Raw genomic sequence first — 25,718 nt, forward strand, 5'->3', positions numbered from 1 at the left:
CTAGGGACGACGGAAACGACGATCGGCGGCGGTGACGAAGCCACCCAGTGCCATCAGCAGCGCGCCCAGCCAGATCCAGCGGACGAACGGTTTGATGTGCACACGCACGGCCCATGCATTGTTGCCCAGCGATTCGCCGAGTGCCACGTAAACATCGCCGTTGAGGCGGGCATGGATGCCAGCCTCGGTCATCACCTGCCCGCCACTGGCGTACAGGCGTTTTTCCGGATGCAGCAGGGCCAGTTCGCGGTCGTGCTGGAGCACGCGCAGGTGGCCGCGATCGGCGACGTAGTTGGGGCCTTGTTGATGGTCCACGCCTTCAAAGCGCACTTCATAGCTGCCCACCACCAGCGATTGCCCGGGGGCGAGCGCGACTTCGCGCTGCACGTTCAACGCTTCCACCAGCAGCGCACCGGCCAGAAACACGGCCACGCCGCCATGGGCCAGCAGCATGCCGATCATCTCGGCGGTGAACCTGCCGTTGCCGCGCAGGCGGGTCCAGACGAACCGCGCGGTTCCGAACGCCACCCAGGCCGCGCCGGTCACGCCGGCTGCGGTCTTCAACGCGCCCTGCGGCGCCATGAAATACGCGATCACGCCCAGCAGCAGCGCCAGCCCGGCCCACGGTGCCAGCATCGCCAACCGCCGCGAGGCCTGGTCGCGCTGCCAGTTGACCAGCGGCCCGAACGGCAGCAGTGCCACCAGCGGCGCCATCAACACCACGAACAGCGTGCCGAAGTAGGGCGGCCCGACCGAGACCTTGCCCAGGCCCAACGCGTCGGCCAGCAGCGGGTACAGCGTGCCGAGCAGGACCATGCCGCAGGCGGCGGCGAGCAGCAGGTTGTTGGCCAGCAGCAGGGTCTCACGCGAGGTCGGCAGGAAGCCGCGGCGCGGATCCTCGCTGGTCAGCGCGCCGGCCCGCAGCGCGTACAGCAGCAGCGCGCCGCCGATCACCAGCGCCAGGAAGATCAGGATGAAGGTGCCGCGCGAAGGGTCGGCCGCGAACGAATGCACACTGGTCAGCACGCCCGATCGCACCAGGAACGTACCAAGCAATGACAGCGCGAAAGCGGCGATGGCCAGCAGCAGCGTCCAGCTGGCGAAGCTGCCGCGTTTTTCAGTGACGGCCTGCGAATGGATCAACGCCGCCCCGGCCAGCCACGGCATGAAGCTGGCGTTCTCGACCGGATCCCAGAACCACCAGCCGCCCCAGCCCAGTTCGTAATATGCCCACCAGCTACCCAGCGCGATGCCGATGGTCAGAAAGCCCCAGGCCACATTGGTCCACGGCCGGGTCCAGCGCAGCCAGCGTGCATCCACGCGCCCTTCCAGCAGCGCCGCGATCGCGAACGCGAACGGCACCGCGAAGCCCACGTACCCGATGTACAGCATCGGCGGGTGGATGATCAGCCCGGGATCCTGCAGCAGGGGATTGAGGTCGCGCCCTTCCAGCGGCGCCGGAATCAGCCGCGCGAACGGGTTGGAGGTGAAGATCAGGAAGGCGAGGAAGCCGATGCTGATGATGCCAAGCACACCCAGCACGCGGGCGGACACCTCGGCCGGCAGGCGTTTGGACCACAGCGCGACGGCGCCGCACCACAGTGCCAGCACCAGTGCCCATAGCAGCAGGGAGCCTTCATGCGCGCCCCACACCGCCGAGTAGCGGTAGGCCAGTGGCAGCAGCGAGTTGGAGTTCTCGGCCACATAGCGCACCGAGAAATCCTGGGTGACGAACGCCGCTGTCAGCACGCCGAACGCCCCAAGCAGCAGGGCCAGCTGCGCGTAGGCGGCCGGTCGCGCCACCGCCATCCACGTGGCGCGGCCGCGATGGGCGCCCCACAGCGGCAGCACCGTCTGCAGCAGTGCCATCAGCAGTGCGGTGACCAGCAGGATCTGCCCCAGTTCCGGCAGCACTCAGTACGTCTCCGGCGCCGGCACGGGCACATCGTGTTTGGTATGTGCCTGGCCCATCTTGTCCGCCACTTCCTTGGGCATGTAGGTCTCGTCGTGCTTGGCCAGCACTTCTTCGGCAACGAAACGGCCGTCCTGCAGTCGCCCGGTGGCGACCACGGCGGTGCCCTCGGCGAACAGGTCCGGCAGGATCCGCGAGGTGATCACCGGCAGCGTCGCGTCACCATCGGTGACCACGAAGTGCGCATCCAGCGAACCGGGGGCTCGCTGCAGCGAGCCTTTGACCACCATGCCGCCCAGGCGGAACCGGGTGTGATCGCCGGCATCGCCGCGCAGCACTTCGGAGGGGGTGTACAGATAGGCAATATTACGCTGCAGGGCCATCGCGACCAGCGCGGTCGCCAGGCCGGAGGCCAGCACCAGCAGCATCACCCAGAGCAGGCGGCGACGCCGGACCGGATTCATCGGGTCAGCTCCGGCGCCAGCGGCGGCGCGCTGCCGGCCGCCGCACGGGCTTGTTGGCGCTGCTGGCGGCGGACCGCCAGGCGGCGCGCCCAGCGCAGGCGCAGCCAGGAGCCGATGGCATCGCTGCCGAGCACCAGCACGAACACCGCATAGGCGGCAATCACATAGGGCAGGTGGGTCATGGGCGGTTGTCCTCCAGCGGTGCACGGGGGCCGGCAGTGACCCAGGCCTTGCCGGCCTCGCGCAGCAGGTTGTCGGCACGGGCCTTGGCCAGCAGTGAGCCGACGAACCACAGCTTGGTGCCGATCACCATCAGCCACAGCGGCAGCGCCATGCTGGCATCCAGCGTGGACTCGCCGAACAGGCGGATGGTCTGGCCCTGGTGCAGGCTGCCCCACCATTCCACGGAATAGCGGATCACCGGCAGCAGGCTCACCCCGACGATGGCCAGCAAGCCGGCCGCGCGCGCGGCGCTGCGACGGTCCTCGATGGCGTAGTACAGGCCGATCACGCCCAGGTACAGGAGCAGCAGGATCAGCTCGGTGGTCATGCGCGGGTCCCAGTCCCACCAGGTGCCCCAGGTCGGCTTGCCCCAGATGCTGCCGGTGAGCAGGGTGATCAGGGTGAAGCCGGCGCCGAGCGGGGCGCAGGCCATCGCCAGGATTTCGCAGGTCTTGATCCGCCAGATCAGCGCGATCGCCGCGTACAGCGCCATCAGCGCAAACACGAACAGGCTCATCCACGCGCTGGGCACGTGGATGTAGAGAATGCGGAAGCTGTCCAGCTGCTTGGAATCGGCCGGCACCACCGCCAGCGCCTGCCAGATGCCGACCAGCAGCACCGGCACCGCGGCCAGGTAGAACACCCGCGACCAGCGCGCGGCAAAGCGGTCGAAAGTGGGCGGCGAACCGAGTTGGTGGAACCAGCGGACGATCGGGTGCATGCGGCAGTGGCTATCCAACGAAGGGCGACGATGAAACGGACGTGGAGTGGCTCGGCAACGGGTGACGCGGATGCAGGTGGCGCTCACAACGCAGCGCATGCCACCGACAGTACGCCATACCGCTCAACTCAGCGAGATGCGGATCGCCGCGGCCGTCGCCAGCGGGGCCAGCACCAGCGCCACCACCAGGCCGGCGCCCAGCATCAGCAGTGCACCGATCGGGTCCTGGCCGCGGGCGACCGCCGCCACACTGCCCGCACCGAACACCAGCACCGGCACATACAGCGGCAAGGCCAGCAGCGCCACGAGAATACCAGAGCGCCGGATGCCGACCGTCAGCGCGGCGACCACCCCGCCGATCAGGCTCAGCAAGGGCGTTCCCAGCAGCAACGATGCCAGCAACATCGGCAGCTGGTCATGCGGCAGATGCAGCATTTCCGCCAGCAGCGGCGACATCACGATCAGCGGCAGCGCGGTGGTGAGCCAGTGCACCAGTACCCGCACCAGCACCAGCCAGGCCAACGGGACGGGGGCGAGCAGCCATTGCTCCAGCGAGCCGTCCTCGGCGTCGCTGCGGAACAGCGAATCCATCGCCAGCTGACCGGCCAGCAGCACTGCCAGCCACATCACGGCCGCGGCCACGCGCGCCATGGCCTCCGGATCGCGGCCCAGTGCCAATGCGAACAGCACGACCACCAGCAGGGCGAACAGCACGGGCTGCAGCGCATCCCCGCGGCGGCGCCAGAGCAGGCGCATGTCGCGGGCGACCAGCGCCCGTGCGGTCTGCCACAGGCCCGGTTCCGTCCCGGGCGCGATCATGCCGCCGCTCCCAAGGTCAGCAGGCGCGTGCGCACCGGCGGGGCGGAATAGGCGCCATGGGTGGTGACCAAAGCGGCGCCGCCGCTGCGCAGATGCGCGGAAATCATGCGGTTCACCAGGTTGATGCCGTCCAGATCCAGATTGGCGTAGGGCTCGTCGAGCAGCCACAGCGGCGCGGGCGAGAGCCAGATGCGGGCCAGCGCCAGGCGGCGCTTCTGCCCGGCCGACAGTTGCCGCACCAGGGTGTCCTCATACCCGGCCAGGCCGACGATGGCCAGCGCGTTGCCGGGCATCTGGCGGGCGCGGCGGCCGTGCAGGCCGCACAGGAAATGCAGGTTCTCCAGCGTGTCCAGGTCCTGCTTCAGCGCGGGCAGGTGGCTCAGGTAGGCCACGTAGTTCGCGCGTTCCTTGTGCCCGGCACGCTTGCCATCGATCTCCACCTGGCCGCTGTCGGCGCGCAGCAGGCCGGCCAGCACCCGCAGCAGGGTGGTCTTGCCGGCACCGTTGTCACCCTGCACCAGCAGGGCTTCGCCGGCATCCACGTGCAGATCCAGCGGGCCGAAGACGGGTTCGTCGTTGCGACTGAAGCCAAGGCCATGCGCGGCCAGCAACGGAGGGGCGTTCAAGGGGCGGGATCTTTGCACCGGAATGGGCCGCCATTGTATCGGGGGAACGGGCTGGATGATTTGCGTACACTGGGAGTTCCCCCGGTTCTTTCCCTGCTGCCGATGCAACCGCAAACCAAGCTGTCCAAGGTGGGCACCACCATCTTCACCGTGATGTCCCAGCTCGCCGCCGAACACGGCGCGGTCAACCTTGGCCAGGGGTTCCCGGATTTCTCCGCACCGCAGCGGCTGATCGATGAAACCATCGCCGCGATGCAGGGCGGTCTGAATCAGTACCCGCCGATGACCGGCGTGGCGCCGCTGCGCCAGGCCATCGCGCAGAAGTCGCTGGATCTGTACGGCGCCCAGGTGGATCCGGATACCGAGATCACCGTCACCAGCGGTGCCACCGAGGCGATCTTCAACGCCATCCACGCCGTGGTCCGTCCCGGCGAGGAAGTGATCGTTCTCGACCCGGCCTACGACTGCTACGAGCCGGCGATCGACCTGGCCGGCGCGCGTGCCGTGCACGTGCCGCTGGACCCGCAGACTTTCGCGGTCGACTGGGACCGCGTGCGTGCCGCGATCACACCGCGTACCCGCCTGCTGATGGTCAATACGCCGCACAACCCGTCCGGCGCGATGCTCAGTGCCGACGACATGCAGGCGCTGGCCGATGTGTTGCGCGGCACCGACATCTACCTGATCTCCGATGAGGTGTACGAGCACATCATCTACGACGGCCGTCGCCATGAATCCTCGCTGCGCCATCCGGAACTGCGCGAGCGCGCGTTCGTGATTTCCAGCTTCGGCAAGACCTACCACTGCACCGGCTGGAAGATCGGTTATGCCATCGCGCCGCCGGCGATGACCGCCGAGTTCCGCAAAGTGCATCAGTACAACACCTTCACCAGCTTCGGCCCGGCCCAGTACGGGTTTGCCGCGATGATCCGCGATGAGCCCGAGCACCATCTGGACCTGGGCGCGTTCTACCAGGCCAAGCGCGACCGCTTCCGCGAGCAGCTGCTGACCACGCGGCTGACACCGCTGCCGGTGCCGGGAGGCTACTTCCAGCTGGTGGATTACTCGGCCGTCAGCGATCTGCCGGACCACGAATTCGTGAAATGGCTGACCATCGAGAAGGGCGTGGCGGCGATCCCGCTGTCGCCGTTCTATGAGACCGCGCCGACCGGCCAGCGCCTGGTGCGCCTGTGCTTTGCCAAGAACGACGCCACGATGGACGCGGCGATCGACCGCCTGCGGGCCCTGTGATGAGTGCTGTGACCGAGCTGCAGGATTTGCGCGTTTCCCTGATCCAGGGCGACACCCGCTGGCACGACCCGGCGGGCAACCGCGCGCATTACGGTGCACTGCTGGCGCCGCTGGCCGGGAAGACCGATCTGGTGATCCTGCCGGAGACCTTCACCAGTGGCTTCTCCAACGATGCCATCGACAAGGCCGAGGGCATGGACGGCCCCACCGTCGCCTGGATCCGCGAGCAGGCGGCGCGGCTGGGCGCGGCAGTCACCGGTAGCGTGCAGCTGCGGGTAGGCGAGGGCGTCTACAACCGCTTGTTATGGGCCACACCGGAGGGCGGACTGCAGTACTACGACAAGCGCCACCTGTTCCGTTACGGCGGCGAGCACGAACGCTATGCCGCCGGCAGCGAGCGCCTGTGCGTGGAATGGAAGGGCTGGCGGATCAATCCGCAGGTCTGCTACGACCTGCGTTTTCCGGTGTTCTGCCGCAACCGCTACAACGTCGAGCGCGCCGACCAGCTGGATTTCGATCTGCAGTTTTTCGTGGCCAACTGGCCGTCGGCCCGCGCCTATGCCTGGAAGACGCTGCTGCGCGCGCGCGCGATCGAGAACCTCTGCTATGTGGCGGCGGTCAACCGGATCGGTGTGGACGGCAACGAACTGCATTACGCCGGCGACAGTGCCGTGATCGATTTCCTCGGCCAGCCGCAGGTGGAAGTGCGCGAGCGCGAACAGGTGGTGACCACCACGATTTCCGCGGCGGCACTGGCCGCGCACCGCGCGCGCTTCCCGGCGATGCTCGATGCGGACAGCTTCAGCCTGCTGGAACGCAGCTGACGGCTGAACGGATGCCGGATGCGCGCGATGCGCGTCATCCGCGCCACACGCGCGCGCTGCTAGATTCGGCTCGTTACCCCTTCAGTACGAGCGGACCCGCATGACGAAGTTCTCCCTGGCATTGATCGCACTGGCCGGCATCTCGGCCGTCCCGGCCGCGCAGGCTGCCGGCAACATTGATTGCGAGCTGCACTACAACCTGGCCGGCTGGTCGGTGCTGTACAAGACCGCCTCGGGCACCGGTACCATCCAGTGCGACAACGGCACCCGCATCCCGGTCAAGATCACCGCCAAGGGCGGCGGCCTCACCGTGGGCAAGTCGAAAATCGTTGACGGCAAGGGCAAGTTCTCCGGTGCCTATTCGGTGAACGATCTGATCGGTTCGTACGCGGCTGTCGAAGCGCACGCCGGTGCGGATAAATCCAGCAACGCACAGGTCATGACCAAGGGCGATGTATCGCTCGCGTTGGCTGGCACCGGCAAGGGCTGGGATCTGGGCGTGGGCGTGGGGCGGTTCACCATCGAGCGCCGTTGAGGGGGGTAGGGCCACGCCATGCGTGGCTGCACCACTGTCTTCGGCATGACGCGCAGCCACCCCAGGAAGCGCAGCCACCCATGGGGTGGCTCTATCACGACCGGGTTGATCGCGGCCCGCGTGGAACCAAACAAAAAACCCCGGCCGACGCCGGGGTTTTTTGATCTCAGCGTATCAGTGATCAGCCGCCGCGGGGGCCGCCACCACGGTGACCACCGCCGCCTGGACCACGGCTGCCACCCGGGCGACCGCCCGGACCGCCGGGACCACGACCGCCGGGGCCACCCGGGCCACGGTTGCCGCCCGGACCACCCGGACCGCGGTTGCCACCGGGACCGCCGGGGCCGCGCGCGTTGGCGCCACCCGGACCCCGTGCGCCGGGACCACCCGGGCCACGGTTGCCACCCGGACCACCCGGACCGCGGTTACCCGCCGGACGCGCGCTGCCGTACGGGCTGGCGCCCGGATTGGCGTGATCGGATGGGAAGCTCGGGGCATTGCCCGGATGGCCGTACGGATGGCGGGACGGACCCTGGCCACCCTGGGCGCCGCGATTGCCACCGCCACCCGGACCGGCCGGACGACCTTGGCCGCCGTAGCCGCCACGGCTTTCACCACCGCCGGCGTAACCACCACGACCTTCAGCACCGCCGCCGTAGCTGCCGCGCCCCGGGCCGCCTGCGCCACCCGGACCCTTCGGCTTGCCATACGGACGGCCCTGGCCACCGGCGCCTGCGCCGGCACCCGGACCACGTGCGCCGGGACCACGGGCAGCGCCCGGGCCGGCATTGCGGTGGCCGCTCGGGCCGGTGCTGACGCCGTCCGGCACGTACCAGCTGCGGAATGCAGCCGGGTTGCCGTCCGGAAGCGCCCGGTTGCCCTTGTCCGGGCGTGCCTTGAACGGGCGCTGCGACTGCTTGGCCGCTGCTTCGCCGCTGACCGTCAGGCCACCCTTGAAGCCGCCGCCCTTGCCGCCGCGGCCACGACCGCGCTCTTCGCGCACGTTGTCGAAACGACGCAGCTCGCGGCCTTCATCGGCCGAGTTGTGGCCGTTGACGTAAGCGTTGCTCCGGCCGCCGTCGCGCGAGACGCGCACGGTGGTCTTGGCGGCGCGGCGCTGGCCGATCACCGGCTGCAGGGTGAGCGCCGACGGGGCGCCTTCTTCCAGCTTCAGTTCGGCGCGCAGCGCTTCAACCTGCTTGGCCGGCAGTTCGATCGATTGGCCACGCAGCAGTTCGCGCGGCAGGCTGACCTTGCCGTAGCGCGTACGCTTCAGGCGGCTGACCTGGCAGCCCTGCGATTCCCACAGGCGGCGGACTTCGCGGTTGCGGCCTTCCTTGACGACCACGCGGAACCAGTCGTGCGAATCGGTGCCGCCGATGCGTTCGATCTCGTCGAACTTGGCCGGGCCGTCTTCCAGCGCGACGCCACGGGCGAGGCGGTCGACGATGTTGTCCGGCACCTTCTCTTCGCCTTCCGGGGCGCGCACGCGCACCACGTACTCGCGTTCGACCTCGTAGGAGGGGTGCATCATCGCGTTGGCCAGCTCACCATCGGTGGTCGCCAGCAGCAGGCCGGTGGTGTTGATGTCCAGGCGGCCGATCGCGATCCAGCGCGCGCCCTTGAGGGCAGGCAGCGCTTCGAACACGGTCGGGCGACCTTCGGGATCTTCACGCGTGGTCACTTCGCCTTCCGGCTTGTTGTAGGCCAGCACGCGGGAGGTTTCGGTCAGCGCGGTGGCGACGAAGCCACGGCCGTCCAGTTCGACTTTGTCGCCGCTCTTGATCGACTGGCCGGTCTGCGCGACCTCGCCGTTGACCTTGACCAGGCCATCGGCGATGCGCTGTTCCAGCGCGCGGCGCGAACCCAGGCCGGCCTGCGCCAGCACTTTGTGCAGGCGCTCTTCGAGCTTGGGCTGTTCGGAGGCGGTTTCGCGCTTGAGCGAAAGCTTGTTCAACGACGGCTTGCGGGGGGTGTCACTCATTTACTTGGCTCCGGCCGGCAACGGGTGCGTCGGCCTCTGGTTCGGGATCGGCTTCGTCAACAGCCACGGTCGTCTTCGCGACGGCGTTGTTTTCGGTTTCGTTCTGGGGCGCCGCGCGCTCTCCCGGCGCGGTATCGGGTTCGCCATCGCTGGCGGTCGTATCCGCGTCGTCGTCGGCAAGCGACAACGGCGCATGGGATGGGGTGTCGGAGGCGCCCGCATCCGCGGAGGCCTCGCTATTGTCCGTCTCTGCCGGCGGCTTCGCCAGTCGGGCAGAGGCCAGCGCCACGCGGGCGGCCAGCCGGGCGGCGGCAGGGTCCACCGGCTCTGCCGGATCTGCGGGCTCGGCCGGCGCCAGGGTCGTGTCGTCATTGGCGGCGTCACTGTCCAGCTCGGCATCCGGTGTCGCAGCGCCTGCGGCCAGGCGACCGGCCGGTTGGCCTTCGCTGTCCAGCGGCAGCTGCGGTTCCAGCTCACCCAGGTCGCGCAGCTCGGACAGCGGCGGCAATTCGTCCAGGCGCTTGAGCCCGAAGTAATCCAGGAAGCCCTTGGTGGTCCCGAACAGCGCCGGCTTGCCGGGTACGTCGCGGTGGCCGATCACGCGGATCCATTCGCGTTCTTCCAGGGCCTGGATGATGTTGCTGCTGACGGCCACGCCGCGGACCTGTTCGATCTCGCCGCGGGTGATCGGCTGGCGGTAGGCGATCAGGGCCAGGGTTTCCAGCGTGGCACGGGTGTAGCGGGTCTTGCGTTCGGTCCACAGCCGGGTGATGTAGCCATGCACTTCGCTGGTGACCTGGAAGCGGAAGCCGGAGGCCACCTCGACCAGTTCGACACCACGGTCGTGGCAGCCCTCGCGCAGCAGCTCCAGCGCGCGTTCGATGCTGCCCGGCGGTGCCGGTTCCTCTTCCGGGAACAGGCCCTGCAGCTGCGCCAGCGTCAACGGCTCACTGGCCGCCAGCAGGGCGCCTTCGACAATACGGTTGATCAGTGCTTGATCCATGCGTGGGTCGGGTGCTCAGTCGGATTCGTTGGCCGCGTCGGCGTCGTCGAACTCGCTGTTGAACTGCAGCGGTTCGTTGGTGTTGCCGGCGGCCAGGGACTTGACGTAGATCGGCGCCAGCGGTGCTTCCTGGACGATGTCCAGCAGCTGTTCCTTGGCCAGTTCCAGCAGGGCCAGGAAAGTGACCAGCACCCCCAGCTTGCCTTCTTCGGCGGTGAACAGCGTTTCAAACCGGTAGAACCTGCCATCTTCCAGACGGCCCAGCACGTCGCCCATCCGTTGGCGCACGCTCAGCGCCTCGCGTTTGATCGCGTGGCCGGTGAACAGCTCGGCGCGCTTGAGCACGTCGTGCAGTGCCATCAGCATTTCCTTCAGATCCACCGGCGGCGGCAGCTTGACGGCCGCGCGGTCGGGGACGAAGGCATGGACCACGGTGGTGTCGCGGTCCTGGCGGGGCAGGCTGTCGATGTCCTCGGCGGCCTGCTTGAAACGTTCGTACTCCTGCAGCCGGCGGACCAGCTCGGCGCGCGGATCGGCTTCCTCGCCCTCCACGCTGGGCGGCCGCGGCAGCAGCATCCGCGACTTCACTTCGGCCAGGATCGCCGCCATCACCAGGTACTCGGCCGCCAGTTCGAAGCGCAGCTCCTGCATGACGTTGATGTATTCGACGTACTGGCGGGTGATCTCGGCGACCGGGATATCCAGGATGTCAAGATTCTGCCGGCGGATCAGGTACAGCAGCAGGTCCAGTGGACCCTCGAAGGCATCCAGGATGACTTCCAGTGCGTCCGGCGGAATGTACAGGTCCTGCGGAATCTGCAGGACCGGTTGTCCATGCACCACGGCCAGCGGCATTTCCTGCTGCTGTGGGGCGGGCACTCGGGTTGGCGGGTTCGCGTCGAGCGCGAGTTCGGCAGTCATCAAATAGACGTCAGTATTGCAACGGACCGGTCGCCGCACCACGCCAGCGTCCGGAACAGTGCCGGGCGGCAGGATGGCAAGCCATGACACGCCTGGGTCGGCGCGATTCCACACTTCAAACAGCAAGGCGCGCCGCGACGGGCAGCGACAGAACTACGGGGAGGTCGTCTACGTGTGCTGGTGTGGGGCAGTGGATCGGTCGTCGGTCGGCGGTGGAGCCGGTTGCCGACGGGGCGCTGCGTCCAGCCACGTGCAATGGACGTAAGACTACGGGGTTGCCGCGCCAGTGTCCAGCCGGCCCCGCTAGAATGCCCGGGATTGATTCAACAAGACCTCGGAGTTGCCCGTGTGGTATGTGATTGAAGGCTATGACGGCACCGATGTGCTGGCCGCCCGTCTGGCGTCGCGCCCAGCCCATCTGGCCCGGCTGCAGGCCCTGCAGGACGAAGGGCGGCTGCTGCTGGCCGGCCCGTGCCCGGCCATCGACAGTGAAGATCCCGGCCCGGCCGGCTTCAGCGGCAGCGTGGTGATCGCCGCGTTCGATTCGCTGACCCACGCCCAGGACTGGGCCGCCGCCGATCCTTATGTAGAGGCGGGCGTCTACGTGCGCGTCCAGGTGCGTCCGTTCCGCAAGGTCCTGCCATGAACCGGGTCGAGCGCATCCGCCAGGCACTGCAGCAGGCGCTGGATCCGGAGCTGCTGGAGGTCAAGGACGACAGCCACCGCCACGCCGGGCATGAGGGCGCGCGTGACGGCCGGGGGCACTTCAAGGTGCACGTGGTCAGCGCAGCCTTTGAAGGAAAGCTCCCGCTGGCGCGCCATCGGGCCGTCTATGCGGCCCTGGGCACGATGATGGAGACCGATATCCACGCGTTGTCCATTCGCGCTGAGACACCGGTCAAAAACCGCTGAGACCCTTGTCCCGCCTTGTCCTGGCCAGTCCCGCACGGGTCGCCGATGGACAGCTTTTGGTTACCGCCGTACGACAGGAGGCTAACGTAGTGTTTACATCCGGGTTTGAAAACGCTTACATTCCGCGCCAAGCCCAGATCTCTAAGCCGTGGAGGGCGGCGAAGTGAACAAGGCAGCGATCACTATCAAAGATGTCGCCCGTGAAGCCCGTGTCTCTGTTGCCACGGTCTCGCGCGCACTCAATGGCCATGAAAATGTTGCCGAGCCCGTGCGCAAGCTGGTGCTGGAGGTGGCGGCGCGTCTGCGCTACACCCCGCACGCAGCGGCCAGGAGCCTGAGCAGCCGACGGACCAACACCATTGGCGTGGTGTTGCCCGATCTCTATGGCGAATTCTTCTCCGAACTGATGCGCGGCATCGATGGGGTCGCCCGCGAGCGTCGCCAGCATCTGCTCGTGTCCAGTTACCACGGTGACCAGGAGCAGCAGGGCGCGGCCCTGCGTGCGATGCGCGGTCGTGTCGATGGGTTGCTGGTGCTCTCGCCATACGCCGAGAGCCCGGGTTTCCTCACCGACAACCTGCCGCAGTCGTTGCCCACGGTGCTGATCAATACCTATCTGCCCGAGCAGGATCATCCGGTGCTGAGCATCGATGACCATGCCGGTGCGATGACCATGACCCGCCACCTGCTGGACGTCGGGCATCGGCGCATCGCCTTCATTTCCGGTCCGGATCTCAACTACGACGCCCGTGAGCGCCTGCGCGGTTTCCGCGATGCGCTGGCGGCCTTCGGCGATGCTGCCCAAGGTATCGAGTTGCCCGGTGACTTTGACGAAGCTTCCGGCCATCGCGCCGGACAGGAGTTGCTGGCAGCCGGCACGCTGCCCGATGCGGTGTTCGCCGCCAACGACATGATGGCGCTGGGGTGTCTGTATGCGTTCGCGCAGGCAGGTGTCCGTGTGCCGACCGATGTCGCCTTGGCGGGTTTCGATGACATTCCGCTGGCACGTTTCGTTCACCCATCGTTGACAACGATGCAGGTGAGTATCGCCGACCTCGGCGATAAGGCCGCGACGCGCCTGTTGCAGTTGATGGATGGCAAGAACACGGAAGGGGAGGGTGACAAGCAGACGCTCGTGCCGACCCTGATCGTGCGTGATTCAAGCAAGCCCAGAAACGAGCCGTAGGTCACGACCGTTGGTCATGACGCCTTAAAACAACGCAGTACATAAAACGACAGGGGCCGCAAAGACGGCCACCACCACCCGGAGAGTTACATGACGTATTCCAATCACCGCAATCGCGCACCCGCACGCAGCCTGTTGGCCAGCGCGCTGGTCACCTGCCTGATGCTGGGCGCCGCCCCGAGCGTCATGGCGCAGTCGGCCACCTCGTCGCTGCGCGGCCAGGTCGCCGATACCGCCGCCGGCACCGAGGTCACCGCGACCAACGTGGCCAGCGGCACCGTGCGCCGCGCCACCACCCGTGCCGACGGCAGCTACTCGCTGATGGGCCTGGACCCGGGCACCTACGACGTCGTGGCCAATGGCCAGACCCAGAAGGTGACGGTCACCGTGGCCTCGGCCGCGACCCTGAACTTCAGCGGCGCGCCGGCCAACGGCAGCACCGCCAACGCCACCAACCTGGACACGGTCAACGTGGTTGCGCCGACCCTGCTGCAGGAAGTGCGTACCTCCGAAGTGGGCAAGACCGTCAGCCTGCAGCAGATCCAGACCACCCCGCAGGTGTCGCGCAACTTCCTGGAATTCGCCGACGCGGTGCCGGGCCTGATCTTCACCCGTGATGCCAAGGGCAACACCTCCCTGCGTGGCGGTGCCACCAACTCCGATGGCACCAACGTCTACATCGACGGCGTGGGCCAGAAGAGCTACGTCAAGGGCGGCGGCGTGGCCGGCCAGTCCGGCAGCGCCGGCAACCCGTTCCCGCAGCTGGCGATCGGCGAGTACAAGGTCATCAGCGGCAACTACAAGGCCGAGTACGGCCAGGTGTCGAGCGCGGCCGTGACCGCGGCCACCAAGTCCGGTACCAACGAGTTCAAGGGTGAAACCTTCTACCGTTACACCAATCAGGATATGCGCGCCAAGACGCCGGCCGAGCGCCAACCCAATCAGACCAAGTTCGACTCGGCTGAAAAGGAGTATGGCTTCGCGCTGGGTGGGCCGATCATCCAGGACAAGGCGCATTTCTTCGTCACCTACGAAGCCAAGCGTTTTGAGTTGCCCGTCACCATTGCTCCGGAAGGATCGGTGGCCGATCGAGTGGGTTTCTTGCCAGCTGACGCGGCGGCTGGCCTGGGCCCGGCCAGCCAGCAGTTCGAGCAGGATTTGATTTTTGCCAAGATCGATGTCGAACCGACTGATAACGACCGCATTGAACTGACTTTCCAGGATCGCGATGAGACCCAGGAGCAGTTCAGTGGCACTACTGCGCCTTCGCATGGTCGTCTGGTGAGTAACACTGACCGTCGCTATGCGCTGCGCTGGAACCACAGTAGCGATCGCTTCTACAACGAGGTGATGGTCACCCACGAAGATTCATTCAATCGCCCATCGCCCTTGATGTTCGGCAATGGCTTTGTATACACCGCTCCAGACGGCACCGATGAAAGGACGCTGGTGCAGATTGGTGCCGCCTCTGCACTGGATTCGCAGGTCAAGGGCCAGAAAGGCTGGTCCATTGAAGACAATCTGACGTTCGATGGGCTGCAGTGGGCAGGCGACCATACGGTGAAGATGGGTGCGAAGTACAAGGAAATTGACTTGTACGCGTCGGATGCCCAGCAGATCAATCCTCAGTTCTACTACACGATCGACGACGATGATTTCCCGTCGACCACGCCCTACAAGGCCCAGTTCACTAAGCCGATCTCCGGCGTAACGGGTGTGTCCTCGGAGGTGCGCTCCAAGGTCAAGCAGATCGGTCTGTTTATTCAGGATGATTGGCAGGTCAATGATCACCTGCAGCTGAACCTAGGCCTGCGTTGGGACTATGAGAAGAATCCTCTGTATCTGGACTTCGTGACGCCGCCTGAAGTGGTCGCCGCGCTCTTCAGCGAAGACCCACATGCTGGCCCTGGGCAGAGCTACGCGCAGACGCTTGCTTTGAGCGGGTTGAATGTCAACGACTACATCAGCACCGGTAAGAACCGTAAGGCATTCAAGGATGCATGGCAGCCGCGTGTGGGCTTCTCCTATGACATCAATGCCGATGAGCAGCATGTCATTCATGGCGGTGTGGGTCGTTCGTATGATCGCGACCTGTTTGATTACCTGCAGCTGGAAACCACCAAGCTGGCACTGCCCCAGCCAACCATCTATTTCCAGAATCCTGCTGACAGCCAGTGCCTGGATGGTCAGCCAGCTTGCTACGCGTGGAATCCGAACTTGCTCAACGGTATCGACATGCTGCAGCGCCTGCTGGGCACCGGCAGCAATGCCGGCCTGGAGGTCGACCTGCTCAACAATAATCTCAAGGCGCCGTATGCGGATCAGCTCAGCATCGGCATGTCCAACCAGATTGGCGATTGGCTCACTGATGCGACCATTGCACGCACGTTGACCTACGATGGCTTTGCCTTCACGTTGGGTAATCGATATAGGGACGGAAGCTTCTTCAACAACCCCCAATTGTGTGGTGCTAATAAGCCTGGGTTTGGTCAGCCGTTTAGCTGTAATGTCCCGGGCTTTGGTAGCCTGATCATCGGTCAGCAGGGCATCAAGACGCGTGCTACCCAGGTGCTGCTGTCGGCGCAGAAGCCGTACAGCAAGGAAAGCGGCTGGGGAACCTCGGTCGCCTATACCTGGACGACCGCCCGCCATAATCGAAACATCAACGAGCATTACGCGTTTGATCGGGGCGTCATCGGCGATTATCCGTACATCAAGTCCGACGGTGCGCCGCGCCATCGTTTGGTGGTGACCGGTTCGTATGACGGTATCTGGGGCATCAGCTTCGGCGGCAAGTTGACCTTGGCGACCCCGACTGCGGGCAACGACTGGTACCCGGTGACACTGGCGAGCGGAAATGCGCTGCCGACGCCTGCCGCAGCAACGCCGGATGGCAACGGCAAGTTCCTCTTGGGCGGCAAGATCTTCGGTTACCGTTCGGTCGACCTGCAGGCGACGAAGACATTCAAGATGGCGGGCAATACCGAGCTGTATGCGCGAATCGACATCATCAACGTCTTCAACTTCGACAACTTCTCGCAGCTGAACTACACCAAGTCCAATGGCAAGCTGCTGGCCAGCTACAACGAGACCGGTGAGGTGATTGGTACGCCGCGCCAGGTGAAGGCCGAAGTCGGCTTCCGCTTCTGATGCAGCACACGGCCCCGTCTTCGGACGGGGCCGGTTTCACGGCAATGGCTGGCCTTCGGGCCAGTCCATTGTCCAGGCCGGTGCCACGGAGGGTGGCAGCGGCCTGGGCAATGACCGCGGCTTTGGACCACGCCTGCGTGGTTTTTTTAGGACGCGTTCTGTAAACGATTTCAGGTCATTGGACGTTATGCTTCCCAGTCACGAACAACGCACAAGGAGTTGGCCCATGCAGGCACGCCACCTGTTGACCGCTGCGACGATCAGTCTCGTCGCCGTTGCCTGCCAGCCGCAGGCCCAGCAGGAGCCGGCCAAGCCCAAGCCGCCCGTGATCCTGGTCGAGGCGGACGTGCCGCCGCGGCCGATGAAGCCGGAGCTGCCGCCGCTGTTTGACGATATCGAGCGCCGCACCTTCCAGTTCTTCTGGGATACCACCAACGAAGTGAACGGGCTCAGCCCGGACCGTTACCCGTCGCGTCCGTTCGCCAGCATCGCCTCGGTGGGCTATGCGCTGACCGCCTATCCGATCGGCATCGAGAACGGCTGGGTCAGCCGCAACCAGGCGATCGACCGCACCCTGCTGACGCTGAAGTTCTTCCGCGACCTGCCAATGGGCCCGCAGCGCACCGGCAAGGGCGGTTACAAAGGCTTCTACTACCACTTCCTGGACATGCAGGAAGGCCGTCGTTACGACAGCTGGGTGGAACTGTCCAGCGTGGATACCGCGCTGTTGATGATGGGCGTGCTGTTCGCGCAGTCCTATTACGACGGTGACGACGCGCGCGAAAAAGAGATCCGCGAGATCGCCGATACGCTCTACAAGCGCGTGGACTGGCCGTGGCTGCAGCAGCGCGCGCCGCTGATCTCGATGGGCTGGTTCCCGGAGAGCGGCTTCATCGACCATGACTGGATGGGCTACAACGAAGCGATGATGGTCTACATCCTCGCGCTCGGCTCGCCGACCCACCCGGTCAGCCCGGACGCCTGGACGGTGTGGACGCGTACCTACGACAACGACTGGGGCGTCTACCAGGGCCAGGAATACCTGTCCTTCGGGCCGCTGTTCGGCCACCAGTACACGCATGTGTGGGTGGACTTCCGCGACATCCAGGATGCCTACATGCGCGAGCGGGGCAGCACCTACTTCCTCAACAGCCGTTCGGCCGCCCTGGCGCAGCGTGAGTACGCGATCGCCAACCCGATGAACTGGAAGGATTACGGCCAGAACGTGTGGGGCCTGACCGCCAGCGACGGCCCGCAGAACACCACCCAGGAATACCGTGGCGAGCAGCGCCAGTTCCGCCATTACTCCTCGCGCGGCGCCGGCCTGCGCGAGAACTTCGATGACGGCACCATCGCGCCGACCGCGGCGATCTCCTCGATCGTGTTCGCACCGGAAGAAGTCATTCCGGCCGCGGTGGAAATGCACAAGCGCTATGGTGATTACATCTATTCCAGCTACGGTTTCCTGGACTCGTTCAACCCGAGTTTCAACTACGACATCCCGATCAAGACCGGGCGCCTGGTGCCGGATCGCGGCTGGGTCGCCAGCGATTACATCGGTATCGACCAGGGCCCGATCCTGACCATGATCGCCAACTACCGGAACGACTTCGTCTGGGACGTGATGAAGAAGAATCCGCATATCCGCAAGGGCCTGGAACGCGCCGGCTTCACCGGTGGCTGGCTGACGCCGGAAGGTGAGGATCAGCCGATGGAACTGCAGAAAGATGAAAAGGCGGCCTCGGCCCGCTCGGTCGGCATCGCCGAATCGCGCGCGGCGGCCGCCCAGGAACAGAAGAACAATTCCAATTCGAACCGCAACCAGCAGCAGGGGAAGTAAGCAGTGCCATTGTCGTCGCGCCCGAAGCTGGGGTTGAGTCTGTTGCTGCTGATTGCCGGCAGCCTGTTGTTGAGTGCCTGCCGGAAAGAGCCGGAAGGAGTCACCGTGCGTTTCTGGGCGATGGGCCGCGAGGCCGAAGTCGTCACCGGCCTGGTGCGCGAGTTCGAGGCGGAAAATCCCGGCATCCATGTCGATGTCCAGAACATTCCGTGGACGGCCGCGCATGAAAAGCTGCTGACCGCGTTCGCCGCCGAAGGGCTGCCGGACGTGTGCCAGCTGGGCAATACCTGGATCCCCGAGTTCGCCGAACTCAACACCCTAACCCCGCTGCAGCCCTACGTGGCGCAGTCCAAGGTCGTGGACCCGGCCGACTACTTCCAGGGCATCTGGGACACCAACGTCATCCACGACGAACTGGTCGGGGTGCCGTGGTACGTGGATACGCGCCTGCTGTATTACCGCAAGGACCTGCTCGCCAAGGCCGGCTACGACCACCCGCCGCGTACCTGGGCCGAGTGGAACGAGATGATGGCGGCGATCAAGACGATGCAGGGCCCGAACCGCTACGCGGTCCTGATGCCGATCAACGAGTTCGAGCAGCAGCTGTCCTTCGCGCTGCAGCAGCCCGATCCGCTGCTGCGCGATGAAGACACCCGTGGCAATTTCAGCAGCCCGGGTTTCCGCAGGACGCTGGGCTTCTACGAGAACATGTTCGCGCAGGGCTGGGCCCCGCGCATGTCCGAGACGCAGATCTCCAACGTCTGGGACGAGTTCTTCCGTGGCTTCAACGTGTTCTACGTCTCCGGACCCTGGAACATCCGCGAGTTCAAGAAGCTGCAGCCCAAGGCGCTGGAAGGGCAGTGGGGCACCGCCGCGCTGCCGGGTCCGGATGGCCCGGGTGCGGGCATCGCCGGCGGGACCAGCCTGGTGATCTTCCGTGATTCGAAGCAGAAAGAAGCCTCGTGGAAGCTGATCGAATTCCTGTCGCGCCCGGCGATCCAGGAGCGCTTCCATTCGATCATCGGCGACCTGCCGCCGCGTCGCAGCACCTGGGAATATCCTTCGCTGGCCAACGACCCATTGGCGCAGCCGTTCCGCGACCAGCTCGAGCGGGTCAAGCCGACCCCGAAGGTGCTGGAGTGGGAGCGGATCGCCCAGGAAATGCGGATCACCACCGAACAGGTGGTGCGTGGTGGCCTGGACCAGGATCAAGCAGTGAAAGAGCTGGACGAACGCGTGGACAAGGTCCTCGCCAAACGCCGCTGGATGCATGAGCAGCACCGGCAGGAATCCTCCGGGGCGAGCGACAGGGCGCACTCCAGTGCGGTGGCTACGGAGGCGGCACCATGAAGCAGCGTTCGCTTGCCGGCTGGATGTTCGCCGGTCCGGCCATTCTGGTCATCGCCGTGTTCTTCGGCTTGCCCGTGTTCTCGGCGCTGGCGCTGAGCATCACCGATTTCGACCTGTACGCACTGGCCGACGGTGACAACCTGCGCTTCGTCGGCCTGGGCAACTACATCGATCTGCTGCAGACCCCGATGTTCTGGAAGTCGCTGTGGAACACCACGTACTTCGTGATCGTCGGTGTGCCGCTGTCGATCGCGGTGTCGTTGGGTGCGGCGATCCTGCTCAATGCACCGGCCGCCCGTTTCAAAGCGTTGTTCCGTACCGCGCTGTTCGCCCCGGTGGTGACCACGCTGGTCGCGGTGGCGGTGATCTGGCGTTACCTGTTCCATACCAGCTACGGCCTGGTGAACTATGGCCTGGGCCATCTGGGCATCAGCCCGATCGACTGGCTGGGCGACCCGAACTGGGCGATGCCGACCATCATGCTGTTCGCGGTGTGGAAGAACTTCGGCTACAACATGGTGATCTTCCTGGCCGGCCTGCAGGCGATTCCGCATGACCTGTACGAGGCTGCGCGTATCGATGGTGCCTCGCGCTGGAAGCAGTTCCTGCACATCACCCTGCCGATGCTCGGCCCGGTGCTGCTGGTGGTCGGTGTGATCACGGTGTCCGGCTATTTCCAGCTGTTTGCAGAGCCTTACGTGATGACGCGTGGCGACCCACTGCAGAGCACCGTCAGCGTGCTGTATTTCATGTTTGAAGAAGGCTTCAAGTGGTGGAACCTGGGGCGTGCCTCCGCGGTGGCGTTCCTGCTGTTCCTGATCATCCTGGGCGTGACCAGCATCATGCTGCGTTTCGGCCGCAAGAGGCAGTTGGTATGAGTCGTGAAATCGGTCAATCGCGCTGGCATGCCTGGTGGGTCAATGGTGGCCTGGTGGTGCTGGCGGTCCTGAGCCTGGCGCCGCTGTTGTGGATGCTGTCGGTGTCGTTCATGCCGACCGGCGAAGCGGCGCATTTCCCGCCGCCGCTGCTGCCGTCCTCGCTGACCACCGCGAACTACCATGAGTTGTTCGCGCGCACCGGCATGGCCAACAACTTCGTCAACAGCCTGATGGTGTCGCTGGCGATCACCTTCGGCTCGCTGCTGCTCAACACCATGGCCGGCTATGCCTTCGCCAAGCTGCGCTTCGCTGGGCGCGAGCGCATCTTCCAACTGCTGCTGGCTGCGCTGGTGATCCCGGCGCAGGTGGCGATGCTGCCGCTGTTCCTGCTGATGAAGCAGCTGGGCCTGGTCAACAACTTTGGTGGCGTGATCGTGCCGGCGCTGGCGACGGTGTTCGGCATCTTCCTGGTCCGCCAGTACGCCCGCTCGATCCCGGACGAGCTGCTGGAAGCGGCCCGCATCGACGGGGCAGGGGAGCTGCGGATCTTTTTCCAGATCGTGTTGCCGATGCTCAAGCCGGTGCTGGTGACCCTGTCGATCTTCACCTTCATGGCCGCCTGGAACGATTTCATGTGGCCCTTGATCGTGTTGACCGATCAGGAGCACTACACTCTCCCGGTGGCCCTGGCCACGCTCTCGCGCGAGCACATCATGGACGTTGAAATGATGATGGCCGGCGCGGTGGTCACGGTAGTTCCGGTGCTGCTGCTGTTCCTGGCATTGCAGCGTTATTACATCCAAGGTCTGTTGCTGGGGAGTGTCAAAGGGTGAAGCATGCCGTCGTCGCGGTGGGTCTGGGTCTGGTCTGGTCACTGGCGGCCTCAGCCGCACCGCCGGCGACGCCGGTGTTGCCCGCACCCAAGGTGCTGGACAGCTTCGATGACATGACCCCGTGGAAGCTGGTCGTCTCCGATCAGGTCAGCGGCTCGCTGCGCAGCGTGGCCGGTAGTGGCGGTGGCCGCGCGCTGTGTGTGGATTACGACTTCCACAACGTGTCCGGCTATGTCGGCATCCGCCGCGAGCTGGGCATCCAGTACCCGGAGAATTACCAGTTCGGCTTCCAGCTGCGCGGCGATTCCCCGGGCAACGATCTGCAGTTCAAGCTGATCGATGCCAGCGGCGACAACGTGTGGTGGGTCAACCGCCCCGGTTATGCCTTCCCCAAGGCCTGGACGCCCGTGCAGTACCGCAAGCGCCAGATCGACAAGGCCTGGGGTCCGGAGACCGACAAAACGCTCAAGCGCAGCGCCGCGGTGGAATTCACGATCTACAGCAAGGTCGGCGGCAAGGGCACGGTCTGTTTCGACCGGCTCACGCTGCAGGGGCTGCCCGCCGCTGACACCTCCTCGCTGAGCCCGTCGGTGATTGCCGATACCGCCACCGCGCTGCAGAACCGCATCGTCGATGGCAAACCGGATACGGTCTGGATCAGTGGCGGCGTGGCCGAGCAGACGATCAGCCTGGACCTGCACAAGGTGCGCGAGTTTGGCGGTGCGGTGATCGAATGGCTGCCCGGGCTGGAGGCCACGCGTTACGTGGTACGTTCCTCGGCCGACGGCCGCACCTGGAACACGGTGCGCGAGGTGACCGCCGGTGGGGGTGCCCGCGACTGGCTGGCGCTGCCGGATACGGAGGCGCGCTACCTGCGCTTCGACCTCAAGGGCGGCCCGAGCTGGCGCTACGGTATCCGTGACATCACGCTCAAACCGCTCGACTTCGCTGCGACCCCGAATGATTTCGTCCGTTCGGTCGGTGCCGATCTGCCACGCGGTTCGGTGCCCCGCGGCTTCACCGGTGAGCAGCCGTACTGGACGCTGCTCGGACTGGATGGCGGCCGCGAGCAGGCGCTGATTGGCGAAGACGGTGCACTGGAAGTGGCCAAGTCCAGCTTCAGCGTGGAGCCGTTCGTGCTGGTCGACAACAAGCTGCTGAGCTGGGCCGACGTCAAGGCCAGCCAATCGCTGCAGGACGATTACCTGCCGATCGCCAACGTCGGTTGGAGCCACGACAAGGCTGGCCTGCAGGTGACCGGCTTCGTGCAGGGCACGCCGGACAACGCGCAGCTGGTCGGTCGTTACACGCTGCGCAACCCGGACAAAGTTGCCCACGAGTACACCCTCGCCCTGGCCGTGCGCCCATGGCAGGTGAACCCGCCGACCCAGTTCCTCAATACCGTCGGCGGCGTCAGCCCGATCAACAACCTGTCCTTCGACCCGACCCATGTCGACGTCAACGGCACGCCGCGGCTGTACCCGGCGCAGGCACCGGACGTGGCGTTCGCTACCGCGTTCGACAGCAAGCTCGACGTGGTGCACCTGGCCAGCGGCAAGCTGCCGGCGACCACCGAGGTCAAGGATGTCACCGGCCTGGCGTCGGGCGCGCTGCTGTACCGCTGGAAGCTGGAGCCCGGCCAGAGCCGCGAGGTGGCCATCGTGCTGCCGCAGACCGGCAACTGGGTGATGCCCAAGGCCTTCGATGCAGCCAAGGCACAACAGCAGGTCGCCTCGATGTGGCGGACCAAGCTGGACCAGGTGACACTGCAGGTCCCCGCGGCCGGCAAGCCGCTGGCCGATACGCTGCGCACCTCGCTGGCGCACATGCTGATCTCGCGCATCGGCCCCAGCCTGCAGCCGGGCACGCGTTCGTATTCGCGCAGCTGGATCCGCGATGGCGCAATGATTTCCGAAGGCCTGCTGCGCATGGGTCGCAGCGACGCGGTGCGCCAGTACGTGAACTGGTATGCGCCGTATCAGTTCGACAATGGCAAGGTGCCGTGCTGCGTGGATTCGCGCGGCAGTGACCCGGTGCCGGAGAACGACAGCCATGGCGAGCTGATCTTCAACATCGCCGAGTACTGGCGCTACACCGGTGACACCACCTTCCTGGAGGTGATGTGGCCGCACGTGCAGGGCGCTTACCAGTACATGGAGCAGCTGCGTCTGAGCGAACGCACCGAAGAAAACCGTGCGCGCAACCCCGCGTTCTACGGGATGATGCCGGTCTCGATCAGCCACGAAGGCTATTCGGCCAAGCCGATGCATTCGTACTGGGACAACTTCTGGGCGCTGCGCGGCTACAAGGACGCGGCGATCATCGCCAGCACGCTCGGCAAGGCCGAAGCGATGCAGATCAGTGCGTCGCGCGATCAGTTCCGTGACGACCTGCAGGCGTCGCTGCTGGCGGCGACCGCGCAGCACAAGATCGACTACCTGCCCGGTTCGGCCGAGCTGGGCGATTTCGACGCGACCTCGACCACCATCGCACTGGCGCCGGCCGGTGAGCAGGGGCGGCTGCCGCAGCCCTACTTGAACAACACCTTCGAGCGCTACTGGAGCGAATTCGAAGCGCGCCGCGATGGCAAGCGTGAGTGGAAGGACTACACCCCGTACGAGTGGCGCAACGTGGCCGCCTTCGTGCGCCTGGGCTGGCGCGACCGCGCCTGGCAGGCGACCGAGTTCTTCTTCAAGGACCGTGCACCGCAGCCGTGGAACCAGTGGGCCGAAGTGGTCTCGCGCACGCCGCGCAAACCGTTCTTCCTGGGTGACCTGCCGCACGCGTGGGTGGCCTCGGACTTCGTGCGTTCGGCATTGGACATGTTCGCCTACAGCCGCGACATCGATGACAGCCTGGTGCTGGCCGCCGGCGTGCCGTCGCGCTGGCTGGAAGGCAAGGGTGTTGGCGTGCGGGGCCTGCGCACCCCGAACGGGCAGCTCAACTACGCGCTGATCCGCAACGACAAACAGCTCACCCTGACCGTGTCGGCCGGCCTGGTGCCGCCGGCCGGTGGCGTGGTGCTGCCGTGGCCGTACAGCGGTGAGCCGGGCGCCACCACCATCAATGGTGAGCCGGCGGAATGGGTGGGCGGCGAACTGCGCGTGATGCAGGTGCCGGCCAAGGTCGAGATCGAGATTCCGGCGTCGGTACGCCGGGCGGAACGCAAGGCACCGTAATGCGGCAGATGACGAAGATGATGCGCGGACTGCTGGCCGCCGTGCTGGCGTTGGCGCCGCTGGTGGCGCTGGCGCAGGGCGATGGGGCAGGGCAGGAGATGACCATGGTCACCTTCAACCTGCACCACGACCGCGAAGACTGGCCGACCCGCCGGCAGGTGATCCTGCGCGAGCTGCAGGCACTCAAGCCCGATGCCATCGCCCTGCAGGAAGTGATCCAGAAGCCGCACGTGCGCAACCAGGCCGCATGGCTGGCGCGCAAGCTGGGCTACGACTATCAGTTCGTCTCCACCGATCCGCCGGGCCGCTTCAAGCGCTATGGCAACGCCCTGCTGACCCGCCGGCCGGTGCTGTCGCGCAATGACCATCTGCTGGCGCCGCTGGGCGACTACCGCACCGTGGCGCATCTGCGCATCGATGTGGACGGTCGCCCGGTCAATGTCTATGCCACGCACTTGAACGAGCGCTCGGACGAGGCCGGCAGCCGCATTCGCAGTGAGCAGGTGGCAGATCTGTTGACGTTCATTGCCCAGACCGCGGCGGATGCGCCGGTGGTGGTGGCGGGTGACTTCAACGCGCTGGTGGACGCCGGGGACCTGAGCGAGCTGCGCAATCACTACGGCGACAGCTATGGCAGCGTGCACGTCAACAACGAGCTGGCCCAGGTCAGTACGCTGAACCGGCATTACTACGAGGCACCCTCGCGCATCGACCACATCTTCTTCCAGCAGGATCGACTGCTTGCCCGTGAGGCGAAGATCCTGTTCGACCAGCCGTACGCCGACGGCCGCTGGGCTTCGGATCATTACGGCGTGTGGACCCGGCTGCAGTTCGCGCCGGCCACCGGGAACGCCGGCGCGACGACGCCCTGAAGCATGTGCCGCGTCGTCGGTGACGGCGTAGCGCGCGAATGGCCGCATCCACGCATGGCGTGGATCTACCTTTGAAGTATCCCGTGCAGGATCCACGCGTGGCGTGGGTCTACCCTTGTTGCATCCGATGGCCTGTATAGATCCACGCCATGCGTGGATGCGCCCAGCGCCGCCCTCATGACCGCCTGACGCACGCCGCTGCCTGCGCCATCCAGCCCCCCCCAAACGCAGACAGC

General features: G+C 65.8%; 22 protein-coding genes. 13 read left to right on the forward strand and 9 right to left on the reverse strand.

Going from position 1 to position 25,718, the window contains the following annotated elements; genetic code table 11:
* The 6 genes from ABE463_RS09185 to ccmA form a co-directional block, all read right to left on the reverse strand.
* Window positions 1-1,914: a heme lyase CcmF/NrfE family subunit gene (locus tag ABE463_RS09185; protein ID WP_346467952.1), complete on the reverse strand. Its 1,914-nt coding sequence runs from the start codon at window positions 1,912-1,914 to the stop codon at window positions 1-3.
* Window positions 1,915-2,376, reverse strand: coding sequence for a cytochrome c maturation protein CcmE (ccmE, locus tag ABE463_RS09190; RefSeq protein WP_346467953.1), 462 nt, complete (start codon window positions 2,374-2,376; stop codon window positions 1,915-1,917). It lies immediately after the preceding gene.
* Window positions 2,373-2,558: a heme exporter protein CcmD gene (locus ABE463_RS09195; RefSeq protein ID WP_123730744.1), complete on the reverse strand. Its 186-nt coding sequence runs from the start codon at window positions 2,556-2,558 to the stop codon at window positions 2,373-2,375. The genes ccmE and ABE463_RS09195 overlap by 4 nt, the downstream gene beginning before the upstream one ends.
* Entirely contained in the window at window positions 2,555-3,319 is a 765-nt protein-coding gene (ccmC, locus tag ABE463_RS09200; protein ID WP_346467954.1) for a heme ABC transporter permease CcmC, read from the reverse strand. The genes ABE463_RS09195 and ccmC overlap by 4 nt, the downstream gene beginning before the upstream one ends.
* Window positions 3,320-3,442: 123 nt before the next feature.
* Entirely contained in the window at window positions 3,443-4,138 is a 696-nt protein-coding gene (gene ccmB / locus ABE463_RS09205; RefSeq protein ID WP_259261531.1) for a heme exporter protein CcmB, read from the reverse strand.
* Window positions 4,135-4,764 (reverse strand): heme ABC exporter ATP-binding protein CcmA, encoded by a 630-nt coding sequence (gene ccmA / locus ABE463_RS09210; protein WP_123730747.1) that lies wholly within the window; start codon window positions 4,762-4,764, stop codon window positions 4,135-4,137. Before ccmA ends, ccmB begins: the two co-directional genes overlap by 4 nt.
* A 102-nt stretch (window positions 4,765-4,866) precedes the next feature.
* Between ccmA and ABE463_RS09215 the strand changes: the two genes are divergently transcribed.
* The 3 genes from ABE463_RS09215 (at window position 4,867) to ABE463_RS09225 (ending at window position 7,374) form a co-directional block, all read left to right on the forward strand.
* Window positions 4,867-6,015 carry a pyridoxal phosphate-dependent aminotransferase gene (locus ABE463_RS09215; protein ID WP_346467955.1) on the forward strand — a complete coding sequence of 383 codons (1,149 nt, stop codon included), beginning with the start codon at window positions 4,867-4,869 and terminating at the stop codon, window positions 6,013-6,015.
* Window positions 6,015-6,839: an amidohydrolase gene (locus tag ABE463_RS09220; protein WP_346467956.1), complete on the forward strand. Its 825-nt coding sequence runs from the start codon at window positions 6,015-6,017 to the stop codon at window positions 6,837-6,839. The genes ABE463_RS09215 and ABE463_RS09220 overlap by 1 nt, the downstream gene beginning before the upstream one ends.
* 100 nt (window positions 6,840-6,939) lie before the next feature.
* Window positions 6,940-7,374, forward strand: a complete 435-nt coding sequence (locus ABE463_RS09225; protein ID WP_346467957.1) for a hypothetical protein — start codon at window positions 6,940-6,942, stop codon at window positions 7,372-7,374.
* Window positions 7,375-7,555: 181 nt separating this feature from the next.
* On the opposite strand, the gene ABE463_RS09230 is transcribed toward ABE463_RS09225, so the two are convergent.
* The 3 genes from ABE463_RS09230 to ABE463_RS09240 are packed head-to-tail and all read right to left on the reverse strand — an operon-like array spanning window position 7,556 to window position 11,408.
* Window positions 7,556-9,358, reverse strand: coding sequence for a pseudouridine synthase (locus tag ABE463_RS09230; protein ID WP_346467958.1), 1,803 nt, complete (start codon window positions 9,356-9,358; stop codon window positions 7,556-7,558).
* Window positions 9,351-10,361, reverse strand: coding sequence for an SMC-Scp complex subunit ScpB (scpB, locus tag ABE463_RS09235; protein ID WP_346467959.1), 1,011 nt, complete (start codon window positions 10,359-10,361; stop codon window positions 9,351-9,353). The genes ABE463_RS09230 and scpB overlap by 8 nt, the downstream gene beginning before the upstream one ends.
* A gap of 15 nt (window positions 10,362-10,376) precedes the next feature.
* Window positions 10,377-11,408 carry a ScpA family protein gene (locus ABE463_RS09240; RefSeq protein ID WP_184997257.1) on the reverse strand — a complete coding sequence of 344 codons (1,032 nt, stop codon included), beginning with the start codon at window positions 11,406-11,408 and terminating at the stop codon, window positions 10,377-10,379.
* 220 nt (window positions 11,409-11,628) lie between these two features.
* Between ABE463_RS09240 and ABE463_RS09245 the strand changes: the two genes are divergently transcribed.
* The 10 genes from ABE463_RS09245 to ABE463_RS09290 all read left to right on the forward strand — a co-directional run bounded on the left by ABE463_RS09245 (window position 11,629) and on the right by ABE463_RS09290 (window position 25,482).
* Window positions 11,629-11,928: a YciI family protein gene (locus tag ABE463_RS09245; protein ID WP_019182875.1), complete on the forward strand. Its 300-nt coding sequence runs from the start codon at window positions 11,629-11,631 to the stop codon at window positions 11,926-11,928.
* The gene (locus ABE463_RS09250; RefSeq protein WP_121038102.1) at window positions 11,925-12,194 is read left to right on the forward strand and encodes a BolA family protein; all 270 of its coding nucleotides are present in this window, start codon (window positions 11,925-11,927) and stop codon (window positions 12,192-12,194) included. Before ABE463_RS09245 ends, ABE463_RS09250 begins: the two co-directional genes overlap by 4 nt.
* 148 nt (window positions 12,195-12,342) lie before the next feature.
* Window positions 12,343-13,380 (forward strand): LacI family DNA-binding transcriptional regulator, encoded by a 1,038-nt coding sequence (locus tag ABE463_RS09255; RefSeq protein ID WP_123730754.1) that lies wholly within the window; start codon window positions 12,343-12,345, stop codon window positions 13,378-13,380.
* A 90-nt stretch (window positions 13,381-13,470) separates the two neighbouring features.
* A complete protein-coding gene (locus tag ABE463_RS09260; RefSeq protein ID WP_346467960.1) occupies window positions 13,471-16,530 on the forward strand; it encodes a TonB-dependent receptor in 3,060 nt (1,019 codons plus the stop codon).
* Window positions 16,531-16,756: 226 nt separating this feature from the next.
* Entirely contained in the window at window positions 16,757-18,370 is a 1,614-nt protein-coding gene (locus ABE463_RS09265) for a glucoamylase family protein (protein ID WP_259261537.1), read from the forward strand.
* Between the two features lie 27 nt (window positions 18,371-18,397).
* Window positions 18,398-19,720, forward strand: coding sequence for a sugar ABC transporter substrate-binding protein (locus tag ABE463_RS09270; RefSeq protein WP_346468018.1), 1,323 nt, complete (start codon window positions 18,398-18,400; stop codon window positions 19,718-19,720).
* Window positions 19,717-20,598, forward strand: coding sequence for a sugar ABC transporter permease (locus ABE463_RS09275; protein ID WP_123730758.1), 882 nt, complete (start codon window positions 19,717-19,719; stop codon window positions 20,596-20,598). Before ABE463_RS09270 ends, ABE463_RS09275 begins: the two co-directional genes overlap by 4 nt.
* Complete coding sequence (locus tag ABE463_RS09280; protein WP_123730759.1) at window positions 20,595-21,431, forward strand: carbohydrate ABC transporter permease; 837 nt, start codon at window positions 20,595-20,597, stop codon at window positions 21,429-21,431. The genes ABE463_RS09275 and ABE463_RS09280 overlap by 4 nt, the downstream gene beginning before the upstream one ends.
* Entirely contained in the window at window positions 21,428-24,610 is a 3,183-nt protein-coding gene (locus ABE463_RS09285) for a discoidin domain-containing protein (RefSeq protein ID WP_346467961.1), read from the forward strand. The genes ABE463_RS09280 and ABE463_RS09285 overlap by 4 nt, the downstream gene beginning before the upstream one ends.
* Window positions 24,610-25,482, forward strand: coding sequence for an endonuclease/exonuclease/phosphatase family protein (locus tag ABE463_RS09290; protein ID WP_346467962.1), 873 nt, complete (start codon window positions 24,610-24,612; stop codon window positions 25,480-25,482). Before ABE463_RS09285 ends, ABE463_RS09290 begins: the two co-directional genes overlap by 1 nt.
* Window positions 25,483-25,718: the final 236 nt, after the last annotated feature.

This window comes from Stenotrophomonas sp. TWI819, assembly GCF_039673075.1.
Classification (GTDB): domain Bacteria; phylum Pseudomonadota; class Gammaproteobacteria; order Xanthomonadales; family Xanthomonadaceae; genus Stenotrophomonas; species Stenotrophomonas rhizophila_B.